The sequence below is a fragment of the Pseudomonas sp. LBUM1679 genome (assembly GCF_059695565.1).
In genome coordinates this window covers 5,639,659-5,660,824 of the sequence record NZ_CP166774.1, presented here as the reverse complement: position 1 = coordinate 5,660,824, position 21,166 = coordinate 5,639,659, and the positions used below count along the sequence as shown (strand labels likewise).

General features: G+C 60.7%; 21 protein-coding genes. 12 read left to right on the top strand and 9 right to left on the bottom strand.

All coding sequences use genetic code 11. From position 1 onward, the window contains the following. The first annotated feature begins 122 nt into the window (after positions 1 to 122). Positions 123 to 596, top strand: coding sequence for a hypothetical protein (locus ACA062_RS25740; protein WP_497453568.1), 474 nt, complete (start codon positions 123 to 125; stop codon positions 594 to 596). Between the two features lie 62 nt (positions 597 to 658). Here the strand turns inward: ACA062_RS25740 and dspII are convergent, their stop codons facing one another. Then, positions 659 to 1,765, bottom strand: a complete 1,107-nt coding sequence (dspII, locus tag ACA062_RS25735) for an enoyl-CoA hydratase/isomerase DspII (protein WP_497453567.1) — start codon at positions 1,763 to 1,765, stop codon at positions 659 to 661. A gap of 133 nt (positions 1,766 to 1,898) precedes the next feature. Here dspII and ung point away from each other — a divergent pair, with 133 nt between their 5' ends. Next, positions 1,899 to 2,591, top strand: coding sequence for a uracil-DNA glycosylase (gene ung, locus ACA062_RS25730; RefSeq protein ID WP_497453566.1), 693 nt, complete (start codon positions 1,899 to 1,901; stop codon positions 2,589 to 2,591). A gap of 103 nt (positions 2,592 to 2,694) precedes the next feature. On the opposite strand, the gene ACA062_RS25725 is transcribed toward ung, so the two are convergent. From ACA062_RS25725 to ACA062_RS25710, 4 genes are read right to left on the bottom strand one after another with little or no spacing between them, the layout of a single operon-like run. Beyond that, complete coding sequence (locus tag ACA062_RS25725) at positions 2,695 to 3,735, bottom strand: AbrB family transcriptional regulator (RefSeq protein WP_497453565.1); 1,041 nt, start codon at positions 3,733 to 3,735, stop codon at positions 2,695 to 2,697. After that, on the bottom strand, positions 3,728 to 5,242 hold the full coding sequence (locus ACA062_RS25720; RefSeq protein WP_497453564.1) for a tripartite tricarboxylate transporter permease: 1,515 nt from the start codon (positions 5,240 to 5,242) through the stop codon (positions 3,728 to 3,730). Before ACA062_RS25720 ends, ACA062_RS25725 begins: the two co-directional genes overlap by 8 nt. A gap of 1 nt (position 5,243) precedes the next feature. Further along, positions 5,244 to 5,702 carry a tripartite tricarboxylate transporter TctB family protein gene (locus tag ACA062_RS25715; RefSeq protein WP_497453563.1) on the bottom strand — a complete coding sequence of 153 codons (459 nt, stop codon included), beginning with the start codon at positions 5,700 to 5,702 and terminating at the stop codon, positions 5,244 to 5,246. A gap of 59 nt (positions 5,703 to 5,761) precedes the next feature. Continuing rightward, the gene (locus ACA062_RS25710) at positions 5,762 to 6,739 is read right to left on the bottom strand and encodes a Bug family tripartite tricarboxylate transporter substrate binding protein (protein WP_497453562.1); all 978 of its coding nucleotides are present in this window, start codon (positions 6,737 to 6,739) and stop codon (positions 5,762 to 5,764) included. Positions 6,740 to 7,123: 384 nt separating this feature from the next. On the opposite strand from ACA062_RS25710, the gene ACA062_RS25705 reads away from it, so the two are divergent. Together ACA062_RS25705 and ACA062_RS25700 are read left to right on the top strand one after the other, a co-directional pair. Further along, a complete protein-coding gene (locus tag ACA062_RS25705) occupies positions 7,124 to 7,795 on the top strand; it encodes a response regulator (RefSeq protein ID WP_497453561.1) in 672 nt (223 codons plus the stop codon). Further along, a complete protein-coding gene (locus ACA062_RS25700; protein ID WP_138968773.1) occupies positions 7,788 to 9,176 on the top strand; it encodes a sensor histidine kinase in 1,389 nt (462 codons plus the stop codon). The genes ACA062_RS25705 and ACA062_RS25700 overlap by 8 nt, the downstream gene beginning before the upstream one ends. 100 nt (positions 9,177 to 9,276) lie before the next feature. Here the strand turns inward: ACA062_RS25700 and ACA062_RS25695 are convergent, their stop codons facing one another. Both ACA062_RS25695 and ygfZ read right to left on the bottom strand, forming a co-directional pair. Continuing rightward, positions 9,277 to 10,098: an HDOD domain-containing protein gene (locus ACA062_RS25695; RefSeq protein WP_497453560.1), complete on the bottom strand. Its 822-nt coding sequence runs from the start codon at positions 10,096 to 10,098 to the stop codon at positions 9,277 to 9,279. Positions 10,099 to 10,132: 34 nt separating this feature from the next. Then, on the bottom strand, positions 10,133 to 11,074 hold the full coding sequence (ygfZ, locus tag ACA062_RS25690; protein WP_497453559.1) for a CAF17-like 4Fe-4S cluster assembly/insertion protein YgfZ: 942 nt from the start codon (positions 11,072 to 11,074) through the stop codon (positions 10,133 to 10,135). A gap of 149 nt (positions 11,075 to 11,223) precedes the next feature. Here ygfZ and ACA062_RS25685 point away from each other — a divergent pair, with 149 nt between their 5' ends. Both ACA062_RS25685 and ACA062_RS25680 read left to right on the top strand, forming a co-directional pair. Continuing rightward, complete coding sequence (locus ACA062_RS25685; RefSeq protein ID WP_497453558.1) at positions 11,224 to 11,478, top strand: FAD assembly factor SdhE; 255 nt, start codon at positions 11,224 to 11,226, stop codon at positions 11,476 to 11,478. Further along, positions 11,462 to 11,914 carry a protein YgfX gene (locus ACA062_RS25680; RefSeq protein ID WP_497453557.1) on the top strand — a complete coding sequence of 151 codons (453 nt, stop codon included), beginning with the start codon at positions 11,462 to 11,464 and terminating at the stop codon, positions 11,912 to 11,914. Before ACA062_RS25685 ends, ACA062_RS25680 begins: the two co-directional genes overlap by 17 nt. Here the strand turns inward: ACA062_RS25680 and nadB are convergent. Beyond that, a complete protein-coding gene (gene nadB / locus ACA062_RS25675) occupies positions 11,883 to 13,499 on the bottom strand; it encodes an L-aspartate oxidase (protein ID WP_497453556.1) in 1,617 nt (538 codons plus the stop codon). The two genes, ACA062_RS25680 and nadB, sit on opposite strands and share 32 nt — an antisense overlap. A 558-nt stretch (positions 13,500 to 14,057) precedes the next feature. On the opposite strand from nadB, the gene rpoE reads away from it, so the two are divergent. The 4 genes from rpoE (at position 14,058) to ACA062_RS25655 (ending at position 17,863) form a co-directional block, all read left to right on the top strand. After that, on the top strand, positions 14,058 to 14,639 hold the full coding sequence (gene rpoE, locus ACA062_RS25670) for an RNA polymerase sigma factor RpoE/AlgU (RefSeq protein WP_007944079.1): 582 nt from the start codon (positions 14,058 to 14,060) through the stop codon (positions 14,637 to 14,639). A 30-nt stretch (positions 14,640 to 14,669) separates the two neighbouring features. Beyond that, positions 14,670 to 15,257 (top strand): sigma-E factor negative regulatory protein, encoded by a 588-nt coding sequence (locus ACA062_RS25665; RefSeq protein WP_497453555.1) that lies wholly within the window; start codon positions 14,670 to 14,672, stop codon positions 15,255 to 15,257. Between the two features lie 8 nt (positions 15,258 to 15,265). Further along, on the top strand, positions 15,266 to 16,228 hold the full coding sequence (locus tag ACA062_RS25660) for a MucB/RseB C-terminal domain-containing protein (RefSeq protein WP_497453554.1): 963 nt from the start codon (positions 15,266 to 15,268) through the stop codon (positions 16,226 to 16,228). A 207-nt stretch (positions 16,229 to 16,435) separates the two neighbouring features. Continuing rightward, on the top strand, positions 16,436 to 17,863 hold the full coding sequence (locus ACA062_RS25655; RefSeq protein ID WP_497453553.1) for a DegQ family serine endoprotease: 1,428 nt from the start codon (positions 16,436 to 16,438) through the stop codon (positions 17,861 to 17,863). Positions 17,864 to 18,175: 312 nt separating this feature from the next. On the opposite strand, the gene ACA062_RS25650 is transcribed toward ACA062_RS25655, so the two are convergent. Then, the gene (locus ACA062_RS25650) at positions 18,176 to 19,609 is read right to left on the bottom strand and encodes a M48 family metalloprotease (RefSeq protein WP_497453552.1); all 1,434 of its coding nucleotides are present in this window, start codon (positions 19,607 to 19,609) and stop codon (positions 18,176 to 18,178) included. 97 nt (positions 19,610 to 19,706) lie between these two features. Here ACA062_RS25650 and ACA062_RS25645 point away from each other — a divergent pair, with 97 nt between their 5' ends. Beyond that, positions 19,707 to 19,946 (top strand): sulfurtransferase TusA family protein, encoded by a 240-nt coding sequence (locus tag ACA062_RS25645; RefSeq protein ID WP_028621876.1) that lies wholly within the window; start codon positions 19,707 to 19,709, stop codon positions 19,944 to 19,946. Between the two features lie 31 nt (positions 19,947 to 19,977). Beyond that, positions 19,978 to 21,048 carry an AI-2E family transporter gene (locus ACA062_RS25640; protein WP_497453551.1) on the top strand — a complete coding sequence of 357 codons (1,071 nt, stop codon included), beginning with the start codon at positions 19,978 to 19,980 and terminating at the stop codon, positions 21,046 to 21,048. Positions 21,049 to 21,166: the final 118 nt, after the last annotated feature.

Genomic DNA, 21,166 nt, shown 5'->3' with positions numbered 1-21,166 from the left:
AATGTGTTTCACAAGCGCACCAGATTTCGAATTCGATGTCTGATCTTTCGACAGCCACCGAATAATTGACTGTCGCCTGCCAGCGTCGCTGGTGTGGCTCACTCGCGGTCCAGGAGGCCGCCATGCTCTGTCGAAAACAGCTCCACCGCATTCTTCTGATTGCTCTGATGGGATTGTCTCTTGGTGCGTGCGTGCCCTATTCCGATGGAGGAGCCAGCTACTACCGTTCCGAGGTCTACACCTCTCCTGCGCCGTATTATTCCGGTGGCGGGCCTTACTATTCCAACGGCGGTTATTACACGGCGCCGCGCCGGTATTATTCGCCACCTGCACGGTATTACCAGCCAACGCCGCGGTATTACCACCAGCCGCGGGTTTATCAGCCAGCACCGCGTTATTACCAGTCGGCGCCGCGAGCCGACTACCGGGCCCATCAGAGTCGCAGCTGGGATGGGCATAGCCGTAGTGGTTGGGACGGCCGTAACCGTGGCGGTCGGGACAACGACAATCGCAGCCCTGGCGGGCGCGACAACCGTGGTGGACGAGGCGACCACAACGGTCGCGGCGATCACGATGGCCGAGGTGGCCACCGTTAATATGAATTGAACGCAATCACTGTGGGAGCAAGCTCGCTCCCACATTATTTTGATCAGCATTCCTACAGGTCTGCCAAGGGATGCCGGCCTTCCCAGGCCTTGTGGAAATGGGCATCTACCACCGCATCGGGCACGTTGTTGATGTCCGGCCAGTGCCAGTGCGGTTTTTGATCCTTGTCGATCAGCCGTGCGCGCACACCTTCGCTGAACTCCGGATGACGACAGCAGTTGAGGCTCATGGTGTATTCCATCTGAAAGACTTGAGCCAGGGACATGTGCCGGGCGCGGGCGATCTGCTCCCACACCAGATGAGCGGTCACGGGCGAGCCTTCACTCATGGTTTTAGCCGCACGACTGAGCAGCAGGTCCGTGTGATCGCGCTGCAAGCTGATGGCTTTCCAGGCGCAGGCCACGTCACTGACATCCAGCAGTTCGTCGATCTGCTGGCGACGCGGCAACCATTGGGCTTCGGGCATCTGCGCGACCGCCTCCTGCTGCAAGGCCTTGAGCAGACTGTTGAGTTGCATGGCCGTCTGCTCCTGCCAATTCAACTGCAGCAAGCCTTCGAACAGCTCTTCTTGCTGTTCATCGAGCAGGAAACGGTCGGCCAGGTCCAGATCGATCGCATCGCGACCGTTCATGTGGGCGCCGGTCAGGCCGAGAAATAAACCGAGCTTGCCGGGCAGCCGCGACAGGAACCAGCTGGCGCCGACATCCGGGTACAGGCCGATGCTGATCTCCGGCATCGCCAGGCGGCTGCTCGGCGTGACTATCCGGATGCTCGCCCCTTGCAGCAACCCCATGCCGCCGCCCAGCACGTAACCATGCCCCCAGCAGATCAGCGGTTTGGGGTAGGTGTGCAGCATGTAGTCCAGGCGATATTCCGCTGCAAAGAAGTGCGCGGCCAAGGGTGGCACTTCACCCGGGTGAGCGCGACAGGCTTCCACCAGGCTGCGGACTTCGCCACCGGCGCAAAAGGCCTTGGTGCCGTTGCCACGCAACACGACACAGACTATTTGCGGTTCCTCCTTGGCCCAGGCCTCCAGTTGATCGCGCAGGGCGTTTATCATCGGCAGGGACAAGGCGTTGAGGGATTTTTCGGCATCCAGGCTGGCAACGCCGATGCGTGCGCCGTCGGTGCCGGTGAGTTCTTCGAAGTGCAGATTCATCGTGGACCTCGATCGGGAATTTGAGCGTTCAGTATGATCGCTGTACAGGAAAATGCCGGATCTGCGTCAGATCAATTGACAAGCAGGGTGAGCTTTCCTAGGGTTCGCCCCATTGTTTTTGCCGGATGCAACCATGACTGCTGACGACCGTATCAAACTCGAACCGAGCTGGAAGGAGGCACTGCGTGCGGAATTCGACCAGCCTTACATGGCAGAGTTGCGCAACTTCCTGCAACAAGAGCGCGCGGCGGGCAAGGAGATCTATCCGCCGGGCCCGATGATTTTCAACGCGCTCAACTCGACGCCGCTGGACAAGGTCAAGGTGGTCATCCTCGGCCAGGACCCGTACCACGGCCCGGGCCAGGCCCACGGCCTGTGCTTCTCGGTGCAACCGGGCGTGCCGGCGCCGCCATCGCTGGTGAACATCTATAAAGAGTTGAAACGCGACCTGAACATCGACATCCCGAGCCACGGTTACCTGCAAAGCTGGGCCGAGCAGGGCGTGCTGATGCTCAACACCACCATGACCGTGGAGCGCGCCAACGCCAATGCGCACAAGGACAAGGGCTGGCAGTTTTTCACGGATCGAATCATTCAAGTGGTCAGTGAACAGCAACCGCATCTGGTGTTCATGCTGTGGGGCGCCCATGCCCAGAGCAAACAGAAACTGATCGATGCCACCAAGCACCTGGTGCTGACGTCGGTGCATCCATCGCCGTTGTCCGCATACCGTGGTTTTCTTGGCTGCGGGCACTTCAGCCGGACCAACAAGTTTCTTGAGCAGAATGGCGAGACGCCGATCGAGTGGCGGTTGCCGCCAGCCTAAAAAGCTTCGCGGGCAAGTCGGGTCGCCGCATCGCTCGCTCCTACAGGGTTCACATGGAATCTGTAGGAGCGAGGCTTGCCCGCGAAGGGAACTCCTCGGTCCATCAGACAGAATCCGGCTGACGGTCCCAATACTTGAACAACGGCTCCGCCAGAAACAACACAAACAACAACCGCATCACCTGCATTGCCGTCACCAGCGGCACCGACAACTGCAGGGTCTCCGCTGTCAGGCTCATCTCCGCAATCCCGCCGGGCATCATGCCCAGGGTCAGCGAGCGCAGATCCAGATGAGTCAACGCACTCAGTCCCAGCGCTGCCAGCGTAGCGATCAACATGGTCAGCACCGTCCCGATCAGGGTCCGGCCCATGAACGACGGTGCGCGACGGAAAAACTGCCGATTGAAGTGACAACCCAACCCGCTGCCGATCAGCCATTGGCCGATCTGGCTGCCGCCATTGGGCAAGCCGATGTGCAGATCCCAGCCAATGCTCACCGCCGCACTCACCAGCAACGGCCCGAACAGCCACGGATTGGGTTGACGAAGACGCTCCCACAGCCACGCAGCCACTGCGCCCGCCGGGAATAGCAGGGCCAGCCACCGCCAGTCGACGGCGCTCGGATGGAACACCGGTGCACCGTCGCCCAGCAAATACTTGAACGCAGCCGGCACGCACAGCACCACCACCAACACCCGCAAGCTTTGCCCCGCCGCCACCCGGCTGAGCACCGCGCCATTACGCGCGCCGAGGTTGACCATCTCCCCGGACCCGCCGGGCATGCTGGAAAAGAACGCCGTGGCGCGATCTTCGCCGGTACGCCGCATCAACCACACCCCGACCACGGCCGACAGGCTGGTGATCAACGCGCCGAAGAAGATCAAGCCGAAGTGACTCAGCACCTGCTCCATCACCACCGGGGTGAAGTGCAGGCCGATACCGATGCCGATGATCCACTGGCCGACCTTGCGCCCGCCAGGGATTTCCGCCAATTGCCAAGGGGTCAGGCAACGCACCAGGATGATCGCCAGCAACGAGCCGACCATCCACGGCAGCGGCCAGCCGATCTGGCTGGCGAGGTAACCGCCCAGCAGACCGGCCAGCGGGGTTCCCCACCAGGCTTTGAACGGTGTTCGATCAGACATCGGCGAGGGCGCGCCGGGCGACCGAACGTTTGCGCCAGATCCGCAGCAGTGGCATCAGCAGCATCAACGCGGTCAGTACCCAGACCCCGAAGGTGATCGGGCTCGACCAGAGGATTTCCAGTGCCCCGTTGGAAATCGACAGGGCGCGCCGCAGGTTCTGCTCCATCAGACCGCCGAGGATGAAGCCCAGCAGCACAGGCGACAACGGGAAGTCCAGCTTGCGCAGGATGTAGCCGAAGATGCCGATGCCGATCATCAGGAACAGGTCGAAGGTGGTCGCGTGCACCGCGTAGACGCCAATCCCGGTGATGATCGCGATCACCGGCACCAGCGCCCAGTTCGGCACGGCGAGGATACGGGTGAAGATGCGGATCATCGGGATGTTGAGGATCACCAGCATGATGTTGGCGATGAACAACGAAGCGATCAGGCCCCAGACAATGTCCGGTTGCTGTTGGAACAACAGCGGGCCGGGGGTGATGTTGTACAGCGACAGCGCGCCGATCATCACCGCCGTGGTGCCCGAACCCGGAACGCCGAGGGTCAGCATCGGCACCAGGGCGCCGCACGCCGAAGCGCCGATGGCGGTTTCCGGTGCCGCGAGACCGCGCATGTCGCCTTGGCCGAAGGTGCCCTTGGTGCCAGCGATGCGTTTTTCGGTCATGTAGGCCACGGCACTGGCCAATGTTGCGCCAGCCCCCGGCAGCACGCCCATGATGAACCCCAACAGGCCACATCGGATGTTCACCACGAACACCGAAGACGCTTCCTTGAAGTTGAACATCATCCGCCCGGTGGCTTTCACCGCTTCCTGGCCGCGATGGGTTTTTTCCAGCAGCAGCAGGATTTCGCTGATGGAGAACAGGCCCAGTACCAGCACCACGAACTGAATGCCGTCAGTCAGATGGATGTTGTCCCCGGTGAAACGGTACACGCCGCTGTTGGCGTCGATGCCGACGGTCGACAGAAACAGTCCGATCAGCGCTGCGATAAAGGTTTTCAACGGTCGATCACCGGCCATGCCACCCAGGCAGACGATCGCGAACACCATCAGCACGAAGTATTCCGCCGGCCCGAAGGCAATCGCCCATTTCGCCAGCAGCGGGGCGAACAGCACCATGCCGCAGGTGGCGATGAAGGCACCGATGAACGAACTCCAGGCGGACAGCGACAACGCCACACCCGCCAGGCCTTTGCGGGCCATCGGGTAACCGTCGAGGGTGGTCATCACGGTGGAGGCTTCGCCCGGGATGTTCAGCAGGATCGAGCTGATCCGGCCGCCGTATTCGCAGCCCAGGTACACCGCTGCCAACAGGATCAGCGCCGACTCCGGCGGCAGGCCGAGGGCGAAGGCGATCGGGATCAACAACGCCACGCCATTGATCGGGCCCAGGCCCGGCAACAGGCCAACCACGGTGCCGATCAGGGTGCCGCAGAGCGCGGTCACCAGGTTGTACGGGCTCAGCGCGACGCCGAAACCCTGGCCCAAATAGCCGAAAGTATCCATATCAGTTCTCCAGTACGTCGAGCAGGCCCAGGGGCAGCGGCACGTCCATCAACTTGTCGAACAGCAGGTAGAGACCAATGCTCACCAGCGTAGTCACGATGATGCTCGGCCCCCAGCGACCGCCATACAGGCGCGCCATCGGAATGCCGATCAGGATGCTGCTGAGGATGAAGCCCAGCGGCTCGAACAGCCCGGCGAAGATCAGCAGCAGCACGACGCAGAGGCCGATCTTGTTCAGGGTTTCGCGATCGAGCCTGGGGTCATCGTCGCTGTGCACGATCGGCGTCGGGCGAATCACCATGTACAGCAGACCAAGGCCCATCAGGCCGAGCATCAACAGCGGAAAGGCCCGTGGTCCGACCGGTTCGTAGGAAAAAGCCGCTTGATACGGCCACGCCATCAGTGCCAGGCCGATGCAGGCCAGCAACAGCACCGAAGCGAAAATGCGTTGTAAGAGCATGAAAAACTCCTGTGCCGCGGCCCCGGGGAGACGGAGCTGCAGCCGCTAGACAGAGGCGATCACTGGATCAGGCCGAACTCTTTGGCCAGTACTTTGTAGTCCGCTACCTGCTTCTTCACGTAGGCGTCCAGCTCCGGGCCGGTCATGGCGAACGGGAAGAGCTCGCGTTGATCGCGCAGCTTGGCGAACTCGTCGGAAGCCAGCAGTTTGTCGAAGGAGTCTTTCCACCAGGCGTAGTCTTCGTCGCTGACCTTTGGCCCGAGGTAGAACCCGCGGACCACTGGCCAGACGATGTCGTAGCCTTGCTCCTTGGCGGTCGGAATGTCCTTCATTTCCGGCTCGTCCAGACGCTTCTCGGAGAACACCGCCAGCAGACGCATGTCACCGCTCAGGATATGCGGCATGGAGTCGGAGATGTCGGTGCTGCCGACCTGGATGTGGCCGCCGAGCAGCGCGGTGGCGATTTCACCGCCGCCTTCGAGGGCGACATAACGCAAGTCCCGTGGGTTGATTCCGGCGGCCTTGGCGATCAGGGCGGTCTGCATCCAGTCCTGGCTGCCGACGGTGCCGCCGGAACCGATGACCACGGAGCTCGGATCTTTCTTCAGCGCCTTGACCAGGTCGTCGAGGTTTTTGTAGGGCGAATCGTTTTTTACCGCGATGGCGCCATAGCTGGTGCCGACCGCCGCCAGCCAACGCACGGCGTTTTCATCGAAGCGACCGAATTTGCCCTGGGCCAGGTTCAGCAGCGAACCGCTGGACCAGGCGACCAGCGTGCCGGCGTCGGCCGGACGCTGCGCCACCACGGCGTTGTACGCCACTGCGCCGACACCGCCGGGCATGTAGGTCACCCGCATGGGTTTGCTCAGCAGTTTCTGGTTCACCAGCGCGCTTTGCACCAGTTTGCAGGTCAGGTCGAAACCGCCGCCTGGCGAGGCCGGGGCGATGCATTCCGGGCGTTTGGGCTCGGCCATCAGTTGGCCGGCAAACAGCATGCAGCTGGCGGCGAGGGCAAAACGGCGCAGTGATCGATTCATTGTGGTCTCCACGGGAGTTGTTGTTTTTGGGGATGTGTCAGGTGCGACGGTGTTGCGCCGTGCAGCCGGATTCGGCGCTGGCGAACGTAAACAATGGGGAGGGGCGGGGCGGGCGAGCCAGAAGCTGTGTGGACAGCATGGTGCAGTACCTCTATTTATTGTTCTTATTGGCGAAAACGCTTCATGGCGTTTTTCGGGCGCTACAGTTCAGGGCACGATTGGATGGCTTGCAGTCGAAACCATCCGTGGGCCGACTCTAACGGTCGAACCTTTCGCTAACCTTTCAGCGGACTTTCAAGGTTTTCGGGCTTCACAGTGGCGGAGGCGGCTGTAAACTCCGCGCCAAACAATGGCGTCGAACATCCCTGAATGAGGTAACTATCCATGCGTGTTCTGCTCGTCGAAGACCATCTGCAGCTCGCTGAAAGCGTCGCCCAGGCGCTCAAGAGCACTGGCCTGACCGTGGATGTGCTGCACGACGGTGTGGCGGCCGACCTGGCCTTGAGCAGCGAGGAATACGCCATGGCGATCCTCGATGTCGGCCTGCCGCGCATGGACGGTTTTGAAGTGCTGGCGCGCCTGCGGGCCCGGGGCAAGAATCTGCCGGTGCTGATGCTGACCGCCCGCAGCGACGTCAAGGACCGGGTCCATGGCCTGAATCTGGGCGCCGACGACTACCTGGCCAAACCTTTCGAACTGACCGAACTCGAAGCCAGGGTCAAAGCCTTGCTGCGCCGCAGTGTGCTCGGTGGCGAACGTCAGCAGACCTGTGGGGTGCTGGTTTACGATCTGGACACCCGGCGCTTTACCCTGGGCGAAGAACTGCTGACGCTCACCTCCCGCGAGCAGGCCGTGCTCGAAGCCCTGATCGCCCGTCCCGGCCGGGTAATGAGCAAAGAGCAACTGGCCGCCCAGGTGTTCGGCCTGGACGAAGAGGCCAGCCCCGACGCCATCGAGATCTACGTTCACCGCCTGCGCAAGAAACTCGACGGGCAACCGGTTGCCATCGTCACCTTCCGCGGTCTCGGCTATTTGCTGGAAAGCCGCGATGCATAAGCCCAGCAGCCTGCGCTGGCGGTTGCTGTGGAACCTCGCGCTGTTGCTGGTGGTGTTGATGCTGGCCAGTGGTTTGAGTGCGTACTGGAACGGTCGCGAAGCCGCCGACACCGCCTATGACCGGACGTTGCTGGCCTCGGCGCGAACCATCGCCGCCGGGGTGTCCCAACGTGATGGCAGCCTCAGTGCCGATGTGCCGTACGTGGCCCTCGATACCTTTGCCTACGACAGCGCGGGACGGATTTTCTACCTGGTCAACGACATCAACCAGAAGCTGATTTCCGGCTACGAAAACCTGCCGCCACCGCCGCCGGGTACACCGCGCACGGATGACTACCCGGCGCTGGCACGCTTCTACAACGCTAAATACCAAGGGCAGAACGTACGGGTGGTCAGCCTGCTCAAGCCCGTGAGCGAGCCGAACATGAACGGCATGGCGGAAATCCGCGTAGCGGAAACCGATGAGGCGCGGGTCAGCATGGCGCGTAGCCTGGCGGCGGACACCTTGCTGCGGCTGGGCATGCTGGCGATCGGTGCGTTGTTGATGGTGTGGTTCGCGGTCAGCGCGGCACTGCGCCCGCTGGAGCGTTTGCGCACGGCGGTGGAGGAGCGCCAGCCCGATGATTTGCGGCCGTTGCCGTTGGTAGAAGTGCAACATGAGTTGTGGCCACTGGTGCGTGCGCTCAATCACTTTACCGAACGCCTGCGCGGACAGTTCGAGCGGCAGGCGCAGTTCATTGCCGATGCGGCCCATGAACTGCGTACGCCGCTGGCGGCGCTCAAGGCTCGGCTCGAACTGGGCCTGCGCTCGACCGAACCGCACACCTGGCGCAGCACCCTGGAAACCGCGGCTCAGGGCACGGATCGCTTGACCCACCTGGCGAACCAGCTGCTGTCCCTGGCACGGGTGGAGAATGGCGCGCGGGCAATCGCCGAGGGCGGTGCACAGTTGCTGGACCTCAGTCAGTTGGCGCGCGAACTCGGCATGGCGATGGCGCCGTTGGCGCACAAGCGCGGCGTGGCACTGGCGCTGGAAGCGGATGAACCGGTGTGGCTGCGCGGTGAACCGACGCTGTTGAATGAATTACTGAGCAATCTGGTGGATAACGCGCTGGCGCACACGCCACCAGGCGGCAATGTGATTCTGCGGGTGACTGCACCGGCCGTGCTGGAGGTCGAGGACGATGGCCCAGGCATCCCTCTTGAAGAGCGTGATCGAGTGTTCGAGCGTTTCTATCGCCGCAATCAGCAAGTGGCCGGGTCCGGGTTGGGCCTGGCGATTGTCGGTGAAATCTGTCGCGCGCACTTGGCACAGATCAGCCTGCACGATGGCGAGCAGGCGGGGTTGAAGGTGCGGGTGAGTTTTATTGCCGGAGATTGATGGTGTTTGTGCCGGCCTCTTCGCGGGCAAGTCGGATCGCCGCACCGCTCGCTCCTACGGTTTGTTATGATCTGTAGGAGCGGAGCTTGCCCGCGAAGCTTTAATAAAACATCGACCGCGATTCTTCCAGTACGCCGCATTGCACCTCGTTCTCCAGATCAATCCTCAGCTTCCTGAACGCGGGCACGCTGGTCGCGTCGATTCCGGCCAGCGGGTGGTCGGTGCCCCTGTAGCTAAACAGGCAGGCCACCTGCACCAGATCGACATAATCGACCCGTTCGGACTGGCGGTCGAAGTCCAGGTACATCCCGGGCAACTGCACCAGCATCTCCGGAAACTCCCAGACCCTGAGCAGTTTGTCGCCGATCAAGGGATGGATCTGGTCGATCACATGGTTCAGGCTGATCGAATCGGACAGCAGTTCATTGTGTTCTTCGGCGTAGGTCAGGATCGGCAGCACACCGATCTGATGCACCAGCCCACCGAGGGCGGCCTGATCGGGTTTGAGTCGGGTGTAACGGCGGCACAGCGCATAGCTGATCCCGGCGATTTCCAGGCTTTTGCGCCAGACGTCGCGCATTTTCTGCTCCACCACCTCGGAGCGGGCATGGAAAATCTGTTCCATCACCAGGCCGATCGCCAGGTTGCTGCTGTAATTGACGCCCAGGCGGGTGATCGCCGTGTGCAGGTCAGTGACTTCCCGGGTCGCGCGCAGCAGCGGGCTGTTGACCACCTTGATCAGGCGCGCCGACAACGCGGTATCGCGGGCGATCACTTTGCTGAGCGTACTGACGCTGATTTCCGGGTCTTCGGCGGCCTTGCGAATCTGCAAGGCCACTTCCGGTAATGTTGGCAGAACCAGGTCATCGTTATCGATGGCCGCAACCAAATCCTGTTGGACCTTATCCGCCAGCTTGCTCATTTCGACTCTCTGGGTATTGCGACAAGTGCTGCATTCAGCGCTGGATTTCGCGATCGCGATCCAGTTGATAAGGCAGGTCGAGCAGGTGCAAGGCTGGCCCTTCGAGCGCGCCCAGATGAATATCGCCACCTTCTGCTGCTTCGGCTTGCAGTACAGCCAGGAGTTCAATGTTTTGCCCGGCGCGGGCGGCAAGCACCACTTCGCCGATAGCGCTGCCATGGGTCGGCGAAAACAGTGGCGCACCGGGTTCCGGCAATGGGTCGGCATCCAGGCGCAGGCGATACAAGCGGCGCTTGAGTTTGCCCAGGTACTGCATCCGCGCGACGATTTCCTGGCCGGTGTAGCAACCTTTCTTGAAACTCACGCCACCGACGGCTTGCAGGTTGAGCATCTGCGGGATGAACAGTTCACGCGTACCCGGCATGACCTGCCCGATCCCGGCGCGGACCTGGCCCAGCAGCCATTGATTCAGATCGCCTTCGGCCAGCAGGGCGGACAGCCTGCCCTTGAGGGCGTCCGCTTGATCGGCGCCGGCCCAGAGTTCGGCGCGATCAGGAGAGACGCGGATGGCAATCAGGCCGTCATTGCGCACGACACTGTCGGTGTCTGCCGGCAGCCCAAGACCCAGGCCGAGCAGTGCGGCATCGCCATGCTCGAGGCCGAAGCGCACCCAGGCGGCGCTTTCATCGGTCAATTTGGATTTGGAGAACACCGCGTACTTTTTCAGGTCCGCCAGTTGCGGCTCCAGCAACTCGCTGGCCATGGCCAGCACGACGCCGTCACCTTCGAGCAGGATACGGAAACTCGACTGCATCCGGCCTTTTTGCGTGCAGCGCGCGCCAAGGCTGGCCCGGGTGTCGCTCAGGTAATCGAGGTTGCAGGTCAATTGGCCTTGCAGGAATTTACCGGCATCCGCGCCGCGGACCGCGAGAACGCCTTCGTGAGACAGGGTGCAGAAAAAAGCTGAGTCGGCCATGGGTCATCGCAGGATAAAAAAGTCTGGGGGACATCATAAGGGCGCGCCCATGAAATGGGTAGTTCACAAAAGACCCTGTTGCCTGACCAAAGCCGAGTGTTCGACGCAGCATGGGGCTGTATACTTGCCGCCTATTTGAGGAGCGCTCCATGGTCGAAGATGTTGAACTGAATCGCCTCTACTGGCACAGCCGTCGCGGCATGCTTGAACTTGACGTGTTGCTGGTGCCGTTCGTGAAAGAGGTCTACGCGCACCTCAACGAGGTCGACCGCGAATGCTACCGCAAGCTGCTCGAATGCGAAGATCAGGACATGTTCGGCTGGTTCATGGAACGCGCCGAATCGGAAGATCCGGAGCTGCAGCGCATGGTGCGCATGATCCTGGATCGTGTCCAGCCCAAGTAAAGCGTTCGAATGCCGCTGGCATGCCTCACGGCAGCTGCTGGCGGTGTACCTGTTGGCCCAGCTGTTCGCGCTGGGTTCGTTGTGTCTTCTGTCGATACCGGTCTGGGCCAGTCTGCTCGGCGTTTCGCTGTGCGTGGCTCACGGCGTGTGGGTGTTGCCACGGCAGATTCTGCTGACGCATCCCCGGGCGTTTCGCGGCTTGCGTCGCGATGGGGATGGCTGGCAGCTGTGGAACCAGGCAGCGGGCTGGCAGCCGGTGCAACTGCGGCCGGACAGCCTGGCGCTCCCCTTGATCGTGGTGCTGCGTTTTCGTTTGCGGGGTGAGTGGCATGACCGATCGATCTGTGTGCCCCGGGATTCGCAGGCGGCGGATCTGCACCGACGCCTGCGGGTCCGGCTCACGTTCAGTCGGCGTAGGTGGGCGGCACCAGAATAGTGTCGAGGGCGTCCGGCAGCATGTTCGGGTAGTCGAGGGTGTAATGCAGGCCACGACTTTCCTTGCGCTCCATGGCTGACTGGATCATCAGCTCGGCCACCTGGGCCAGGTTACGCAACTCGATCAGGTCGCGACTGACCTTGTAATTGCTGTAGAACTCGTCGATCTCGTCCAGCAACAAGCGCACGCGGTGCTGGGCCCGCTGCAGGCGCTTGTTGGTGCGCACGATACCCACGTAGTCCCACATGAATCGCCGCAGTTCATCCCAGTTGTGCGCAATGATCACGTCTTCGTCGGAATCGGTGACCTGGCTCGCATCCCAGACGGGCAGGGCGGCAGGAATCGACACCTGGGGCAACTGCTCAAGAATGTCCGCCGCCGCCGAGCGCGCATAAACGAAGCACTCCAGCAAGGAGTTGCTGGCCATGCGGTTGGCCCCGTGCAGGCCGGTGAAACTGGTTTCGCCAATGGCGTAGAGGCCTGGCACGTCGGTACGGCCCTGCTGATCGACCATCACGCCACCGCAGGTGTAGTGCGCCGCCGGCACCACCGGGATCGGTTGTTTGGTGATGTCGATGGAAAACTCGAGGCAGCGCTCGTACACCGTCGGGAAATGAGTCTTGATGAATGCTTCGGGCTTGTGGCTGATGTCCAGATAAACGCAATCGACACCCAGGCGCTTCATCTCATGGTCGATGGCCCGCGCGACGATGTCCCGGGGGGCCAGTTCGGCGCGTGGGTCGAAGCGCTGCATGAAGCGTTCGCCGTTGGGCAGCTTCAGGTGCGCACCCTCGCCGCGCAGGGCTTCGGTGATCAGGAAGCTCTTGGCTTGCGGGTGATAGAGGCAGGTGGGGTGGAACTGGTTGAATTCCAGATTGGCCACCCGGCAGCCGGAACGCCAGGCCATGGCGATGCCGTCGCCACAGGCACCGTCGGGGTTGCTGGTATAGAGGTAGACTTTGGCGGCGCCGCCGGATGCGAGGATCACAAAGCGCGCGCCGTAGGTGTCGACTTCTCCCGTGCCCCGATTCAGCACGTAGGCGCCGAGGCAGCGCTCGCCTTCAAGGCCCAGGCGTTTTTCGGTGATCAGGTCGATCGCAACCCGCTGTTCCAGCAGTTCGATGTTCGGTCTTTGCCGGGCTTTGTCGAGCAAGGTCCGGAAAATCGCGGCGCCCGTGGCATCGGCGGCATGGATGATGCGCCGATGACTGTGGCCCCCTTCACGGGTCAGGTGGAACTCGAATCCACCGTCCTCGGTGCCTGACTGTTCATCGCGGGTGAACGGCACGCCCTGGTCGATCAACCATTGAATGGCTTCTTTACTGTGCTCGACGGTAAAGCGCACCGCGTCTTCGTGACACAGGCCGCCGCCGGCATTGAGCGTGTCATCGACGTGGGATTCAACAGTGTCGGTGTCATCCAGGACGGCTGCGACACCGCCCTGGGCCCAGAAAGTCGAGCCATTGGCGAGGTTGCCTTTGCTCAGTACGGCAATGCGCAAATGATCGGGCAAGGTCAGCGCAAGGCTCAAGCCGGCAGCGCCGCTGCCAATTACCAGAACATCATGTTGAAACTGTTGGCTCATTTCAGGATTCCGCTCAAAGCGACCCGGGTCGGGGTTGGCGCATGACACCTGGATCGGCGAGTCAAGACAGCCACACAGCCCACTAGTATATAGAGGGGGGGAGCGGCACAATAGCCGAGCCTGTATGGCATTGTGAAACTACTGTGACGGAAAAAAGGGGACGCTTCGTCGGATGATTTCTCCTCCGGTTCGGCGACACCATCACTGTATCGTGGATTTAACACTCTTTTTCCATTCACGGTTGCACAATGTCGACTCGGTCCGGCTATAAATATTTGGAACTTTTGCCAAAGGCCCAAGATCAATAGAAGGTTGCCTGAATCAAGGGACAGCGTCGGCTTCAGTGCAGGATCGTGGTTGGATCCTCACCGGCGAAACCGATGACAAGATTATTCGCGCAGCCGGGTCAACTCGCGCTGCGCTTTTCGTGCGTGCCAAATCAGAGCCCGCAGGAAACTTGCTTGGAGGGGGAGAACTTTTGCGAAAAGCCCGAGTCTATGTTTGCAAGCCTGGTCGTTTAGTCATGCAAGCCTCCTTCGAGTTTATCGAGGAGTGTTCATGCTAACCCAGGAAGAGGATCAGCAGCTGGTCGAACGCGTTCAGCGCGGCGACAAGCGAGCTTTCGATCTGCTAGTGCTGAAATACCAGCACAAAATTCTCGGGTTGATCGTGCGATTCGTGCACGACACCCATGAAGCCCAGGATGTGGCACAGGAAGCCTTTATCAAGGCGTACCGTGCGCTTGGAAATTTTCGCGGAGACAGTGCGTTTTATACGTGGCTTTACCGCATCGCCATTAACACGGCGAAAAACTATTTGGTTTCACGCGGCCGCCGGCCGCCTGATAGCGATGTCAGTTCCGAGGATGCAGAGTTCTACGATGGCGATCATGGCCTCAAGGATCTCGAGTCGCCCGAACGTGCACTGCTGCGCGATGAGATCGAAGGCACTGTCCATCGAACCATCCAGCAACTTCCAGAAGATTTGCGTACCGCCTTAACTTTACGTGAATTCGATGGTCTGAGTTACGAGGACATTGCGGCAGTCATGCAATGTCCGGTGGGTACCGTGCGCTCCCGGATTTTCCGCGCTCGGGAAGCCATCGATAAAGCCCTGCAGCCGTTGTTGCAGGAGAACTGAGACAGCGGCGACAGCCAAGAGAGGAACGCCATGAGTCGTGAAGCCCTGCAGGAATCGCTGTCCGCAGTGATGGATAACGAAGCGGACGAATTGGAATTGCGTCGGGTGTTGAATGCCTTTGACGATGTTGAAACTCGTGAAACCTGGGCTCGTTATCAAATCGCTCGGGCAGTGATGCACAAGGATCTGCTGCTTCCACGCCTGGACATTGCCGCGGCAGTTTCCGCTGCGTTGGCTGACGAAGCCGTACCGGCAAAAGCTTCCCGTGGTCCATGGCGCAGCCTGGGTCGTCTGGCAGTCGCTGCTTCGGTCACCGTTGCAGTATTGGCAGGTGTCCGTCTGTACAACCAGGACGAGATCGCCGGTGTCGAACTGGCCCAGCAATCCACCCAACAGGGTCTGGTTGCACCTCAGGTCAAGGGTCCAGCTGTATTGGCAGGCTATAGTGAGAGTTCGGATGCCACCGGTCCCATGGCCAACGGCGTATTGCAAGGCCAGCCAGGCTGGCACGATCAGCGTTTGCCAGGCTACTTGCGCCAACATGCTCAGCAGGCCGCACTAAAAGGTACTGAAAGTGCATTGCCTTACGCTCGTGCAGCAAGTCTGGAAAACCGTTAAGGAGGACCATGCGCTCCATACCTTTACTTACGCTTGTGCTCAGTGGCTGGTTCATTGTTCCAGCCCACGCCGATGAAGCCCAGAACTGGTTGACCCGTCTGGGGCAGGCCGAGCAACAGCAAAACTTTCACGGTACTTTCGTCTACGAGCGTAACGGTAGTTTTTCTACCCACAACATCTGGCACCGGGTCCAGGATGGCAAGGTCCGCGAGCGTTTACTCCAGCTCGACGGCTCGGCCCAGGAAGTCGTGCGCATTGATGGGCATACTCAATGCGTCAGCGGCACCCTGATTGCAGGGCTCGGGGATACCCCGAATTCCGCTGCTCGTGCACTCGATCCTCAAAAGCTCAAGAATTGGTATGACCTTGCCGTCATTGGCAAGTCGCGTGTGGCCGGGCGTTCGGCAGTGATCATTTCCCTGACGCCTCGCGATCAGCATCGCTATGGGTTTGAGCTGCATCTGGATCAAGAAACCGGCCTGCCGCTCAAGTCATTGCTGCTCAATGACAAAGGGCAGTTGCTGGAGCGATTCCAGTTCACGCAGCTCAATACCACCGACGTGCCGGCGGACAGAGACTTGCAGCCGGGCGACGACTGCAAGGCGATCGCCCTCGATAGCGACAAGGCTGCTGCAGCCAAGGTTGCCCAGGCCTGGCATTCGGACTGGTTGCCTCCCGGTTTCGAGCTGACCAGCAGTACCGCACGCAAGGATCCGCAGACCAAAACCCAGGTCAACAGTCTGATGTATGACGATGGTCTGGCCCGTTTCTCGGTATTCCTCGAGCCATTGGATGGCGCAGCCGTCACCGATACTCGCGTTCAGATGGGCCCAACCGTCGCTGTATCCCGACGCTTGAAGACCCCTGAGGGTGAAATGATGGTCACGGTGGTCGGTGAAATTCCTGCTGGCACCGCTGAACGCATTGCGCTGTCCATGCGTAACGATAGCGCTGTCACCAGCAAGCAGTGAGCTGATTTCGGCCCTTTTCACCTCGTTGGCGAGACGTCGAAATGTTTGCTGAGCATTTTCATTTGCAAATATCCCGAAAATTTTTTATAGGTCAGAGCACCTCGGCTCTGGCCTTGTCTGTTGTTCCCGGAACAAAAATACCGGCCTGTCGTGACCGGTGTTCCTTGCTCCATATCGCTTAACCCTGCTCGTCGTAATGGGAGCTGTATGTCGATACTCAGTTTGAAGTCTTATCTCTCCGTTGTTGCCACCGTACTGGTGCTTGGTCAGGCTGTACCTGCGCAAGCGGTCGAACTGCCTGATTTTACGCAGCTGGTCGAGCAGGCCTCGCCGGCGGTCGTGAACATCAGTACCACGCAGAAACTGCCGGACCGTAAAGTGAACCAGCAGATGCCCGACCTTGAGGGCTTGCCGCCGATGCTTCGCGAGTTCTTCGAGCGCGGCATGCCGCCACAACCGCGTACGCCACGGGGTGACCGCCAGCGTGAAGCCCAGTCCCTGGGGTCGGGTTTCATCATCTCGTCCGACGGCTACATCCTGACCAACAACCATGTGATTGCCGATGCCGACGAAATCCTCGTCCGCCTGGCGGACCGCAGCGAATTGAAAGCCAAGCTGGTCGGCACGGATCCGCGTTCCGACGTAGCCCTGCTGAAAATCGAAGGCAAGGACCTGCCGGTGCTCAAGCTCGGTAAATCCCAGGACCTGAAGGCCGGCCAATGGGTGGTGGCGATCGGTTCGCCGTTCGGTTTCGACCACACCGTGACCCAGGGCATCGTCAGCGCCATCGGTCGCAGCCTGCCGAACGAAAACTATGTGCCGTTCATCCAGACCGACGTGCCGATCAACCCGGGTAACTCCGGTGGTCCGCTGTTCAACCTGGCGGGCGAGGTGGTGGGGATCAACTCGCAGATCTACACCCGTTCCGGCGGCTTCATGGGCGTATCGTTTGCGATTCCGATCGACGTGGCCATGGACGTATCCAACCAGCTGAAAAGCGGCGGCAAGGTCAGCCGTGGCTGGTTGGGCGTGGTCATTCAGGAAGTGAACAAGGACCTGGCCGAGTCGTTCGGTCTTGAAAAACCTGCCGGTGCGCTGGTGGCCCAGATCCAGGATGACGGCCCGGCTGCCAAGGGCGGCCTGCAAGTCGGCGACGTGATCCTTAGCATGAACGGTCAACCGATCGTCATGTCCGCCGATCTGCCGCACCTGGTCGGCGCGCTGAAGGCCGGCTCGAAGGCCGATCTGGAAGTGATTCGCGAAGGCAAGCGCAAGAACGTCGCACTGACGGTTGGCGCTATTCCTGAAGAAGGCAAGGAGCTGGACACCCTGCCAAAATCCAGTGTCGAGAGCAGCAGCAATCGCCTGGGTGTTTCCGTGGCCGAGCTGACCGATGAGCAGAAGAAAACCTTCGACCTCAAAGGCGGCGTAGTCATCAAGGAAGTCCAGGACGGTCCTGCCGCCCTGATCGGCTTGCAGCCTGGCGATGTGATCACCCACCTGAACAATCAGGCGATCGGTTCCACCAAGGAGTTCACCGACATCGCCAAGGCGCTGCCGAAGAACCGCTCGGTGTCGATGCGGGTTCTGCGTCAAGGTCGCGCCAGCTTCATTACCTTCAAACTGGCTGAATAATCCGGTTGTCGGAAATGAATGCACTGTAGGAGCGAGCTTGCTCCGGGCGGCGTTCCGACGAAGGTCTCATGGGCGACGCGTTCATTCAGAAAAAACGCGTCATCGTTGACGTCCATCCTGTAGGAGCGAGCTTGCTCCGGGCGGCGTTCCGACGAAGATCTCAAGGCGACGCGTTTATTCAGAATTAACGCGTCATCGTTAACGTCCATCGCGAGCAAGCTTGCTCCTACAAGGGCAAGGGCATCGCCAGTTGTCGGCCGAATAAAAAAACCGCCTCGAAAGGGCGGTTGTTTTATGCGTCGGTAAAAAGCGTCAGCCCATCATGTCCTTGATCATGCGCTCCTGCTCCATCAACTCCCGTTGCCGCGCGTCGATCCGCGACGACAGCGGGAAGTTGGTGCCGGCCTTGCGCTTGGCGAAGTCCAGTTGCTGAATGGCCTGGCGGTAGTCGCCGATCAGGGCAAAGTACTCGGCTCGGGCCTGGTGCAAGCCGATTATGTTGCCCGACAAGCCACGAGTCTCGGCCACCATGTACCAGACGTCCGGATCGTCCGGTCGACTCTTGAGCAGATTCTCCAGAGCTTTTTCCGCTTCGGGCGCACGGTTTTGCTTGAGCAGCAGGTCGACACGCACTGAGTTCAACGGATAGTTGCCGGGATACTGAGTCAACATCCGGTCCACCCGGGATTGAGCATCGGGCAGCCGATTGTTGGTGATATCCAGATCGACCTGAGCCAGGTTATAGATGATCTCGTTCGGTGACTTGGCCAGCAGCGTCGCCAGGTTTTCCCGAGCTTCGTTCAACTGGCCGCCCTTGATCTGGGCGATCGCCAGGCCATAGCGCGCGACATCGTTTTTCGGGTTTTCATCCAGCTGGGCGCGAAAGCGCTTGGCGCCCAGGCCCGGGGTTTCTTCATAGATCAGCTGGACCCGTGCACGAATCAGCTGATAACGCATGGTGTCTTCAATGCCGCCAGGCTTGGCCTGTTCGGCACGGTTGCGGGTGTCGGCGATCCGCGATTCGGTGACCGGGTGAGTCAGCAGGAATTCCGGTGGCTTGGCGTCAAAGCGGTATTGGCGCGACAAGCGCTCGAACATGGTCGGCATCGAGCGCGGGTCGTAACCGGCTTTTTCCAGATTGAGAATGCCGATGCGGTCGGCTTCCTGTTCGTTCTGACGCGAAAAGCGCCGCTGTTCCTGAATCGCCGCTGCCTGCGTGCCGGCAATGGCCGCGATCCCGGCATCGCCGGCACCGGCCGCGGCAATCACGATCCCGGCCAGCAGGGCGGCCATCATCGGTACCTGCATCCGCTGTTGGGCTTCGACGCCACGGGCAAAGTGACGCTGCGACAAGTGAGCCAGTTCGTGAGCCAGTACCGAGGCGTATTCGCCTTCGGTCTGGGCATTGAGGAACAGACCGCCGTTGACCCCGACAATCCCGCCTGGCGCCGCGAAGGCGTTGAGCTGCGGGCTGTTGATCAGGATGAATTCCAGGCGCCGGTCATTGACCTGGCTGGTCTCCACCAGGCGGTAAACGCTGGATTCGACGTAGTCCTTGAGCTGTGGGTCGTTGAGCTGGGACACCTGGCTACGCAACAGCGCCAGCCAGGCCCGGCCCAACTGGTGTTCCTGTTGCGGCGAGACGATGGCAGAACTGGCGTCGCCAAGTGACGGCAGGTCGTCGGCGAAGCCCGGTGAGGCGAGCAGGCAAGCGAGCGTCAGCAGGGTAGGGCGCAGAAATGTCATGCACAAAGCCTTAGTCGACAAAGACCTTACTGTAGCCGGACAGTACGCTTCGGACCAGATATTCTAAGCTCCTCGACCACCTGACCGGAGTGATGCAATGACCGATGCCGTAGCCCATGACGCCGAACTCGACGCCAGCGGCCTCAATTGTCCGCTGCCGTTACTCAAGGCCAAACTGGAACTCAACCGCATGGCCAGCGGCGCAGTGCTCAAGGTAATCGCCACGGATGCGGGCTCGCAGCGCGACTTTCGCACCTTTGCCCGATTGGCCGGTCATACGCTGCTGCGTGAAGAAGATGAGGCGGGCGTTTACCGCTATTGGCTGAAAAAAGCCTGAACCTGCTGCGTTCATTTCTAAGGGATTATTGATGTTCAAGGTGTTACGCGACTGGATTCAGCGCTATTTTTCCGACGAAGAAGCCGTGGTGCTTGCCGTGCTGCTGTTTCTGGCGTTTACCGCCGTACTGACGCTCGGTGGCATGCTCGCCCCGGTGCTCGCCGGGATGGTGCTGGCGTATCTGATGCAAGGCCTGGTGGTGACGCTCGAACGCCTGCGCATGCCGGGCGCAGCGGCGGTTGGGCTGGTCTTTGCGTTATTCATGGGGCTGCTGCTGGTGTTCATCGTGGTCGTGGTGCCATTGCTCTGGCATCAACTGATCACCTTGTTCAACGAATTGCCCGGCATGCTCGCCAAGTGGCAGTCACTGTTATTGCTGCTGCCCGAGCGTTACCCGCATCTGGTGTCCGATGAGCAGGTGCTGCGGGCCATCGAAGTGGCGCGGGGCGAGATCGGCAATTTCGGCCAGTGGGCGCTGACGTACTCGCTGTCGAGTCTGCCGCTGCTGGTCAACATCATGATCTACCTGGTACTGGTGCCCATCCTGGTGTTTTTCTTTCTCAAGGACCGGGAGATGATCGGCCAATGGGTGCGCGGCTATCTGCCTCGCGAGCGGGCGCTGATCACCCGCGTCGCCCGCGAGATGAACCGGCAGATCGCCAATTACATTCGCGGCAAAGGCATCGAGATCGTCATTTGCGGTGGTGCGACCTACATCGGTTTCGTGGTGCTGGGCCTCAACTATGCGGCGCTGCTGGCGTTACTGGTGGGCGTGTCAGTGGTGGTGCCCTATGTCGGGGCCGTGGTAGTGACCGTGCCAGTGCTGTTGATCGCCCTGTTCCAGTGGGGCTGGAGCGATCAGTTCATCTATTTGATGGCGGTCTACGGCATTATCCAGGTCCTGGACGGCAACGTGCTGGTGCCGCTGTTGTTCTCGGAAGCGGTCAACCTGCACCCGGTGGCAATCATCTGCGCGGTGCTGTTGTTTGGCGGGTTGTGGGGATTTTGGGGGGTATTCTTTGCGATTCCCCTGGCGACGCTGTTCAAGGCTGTGCTGGATGCGTGGCCGCGCAAGGAGCCGGTGGTGGCGCCGCTGCTGTAATTGTCTGTTCTGATTCACAGGGTGAGGCGTAGGACCTCATCGTCGGAACGCCGCCCGGAGCAAGCCCGCTCCCACAGGATCGATGCAGTACCTGTGGGAGCGGGCTTGCCCGCGATGG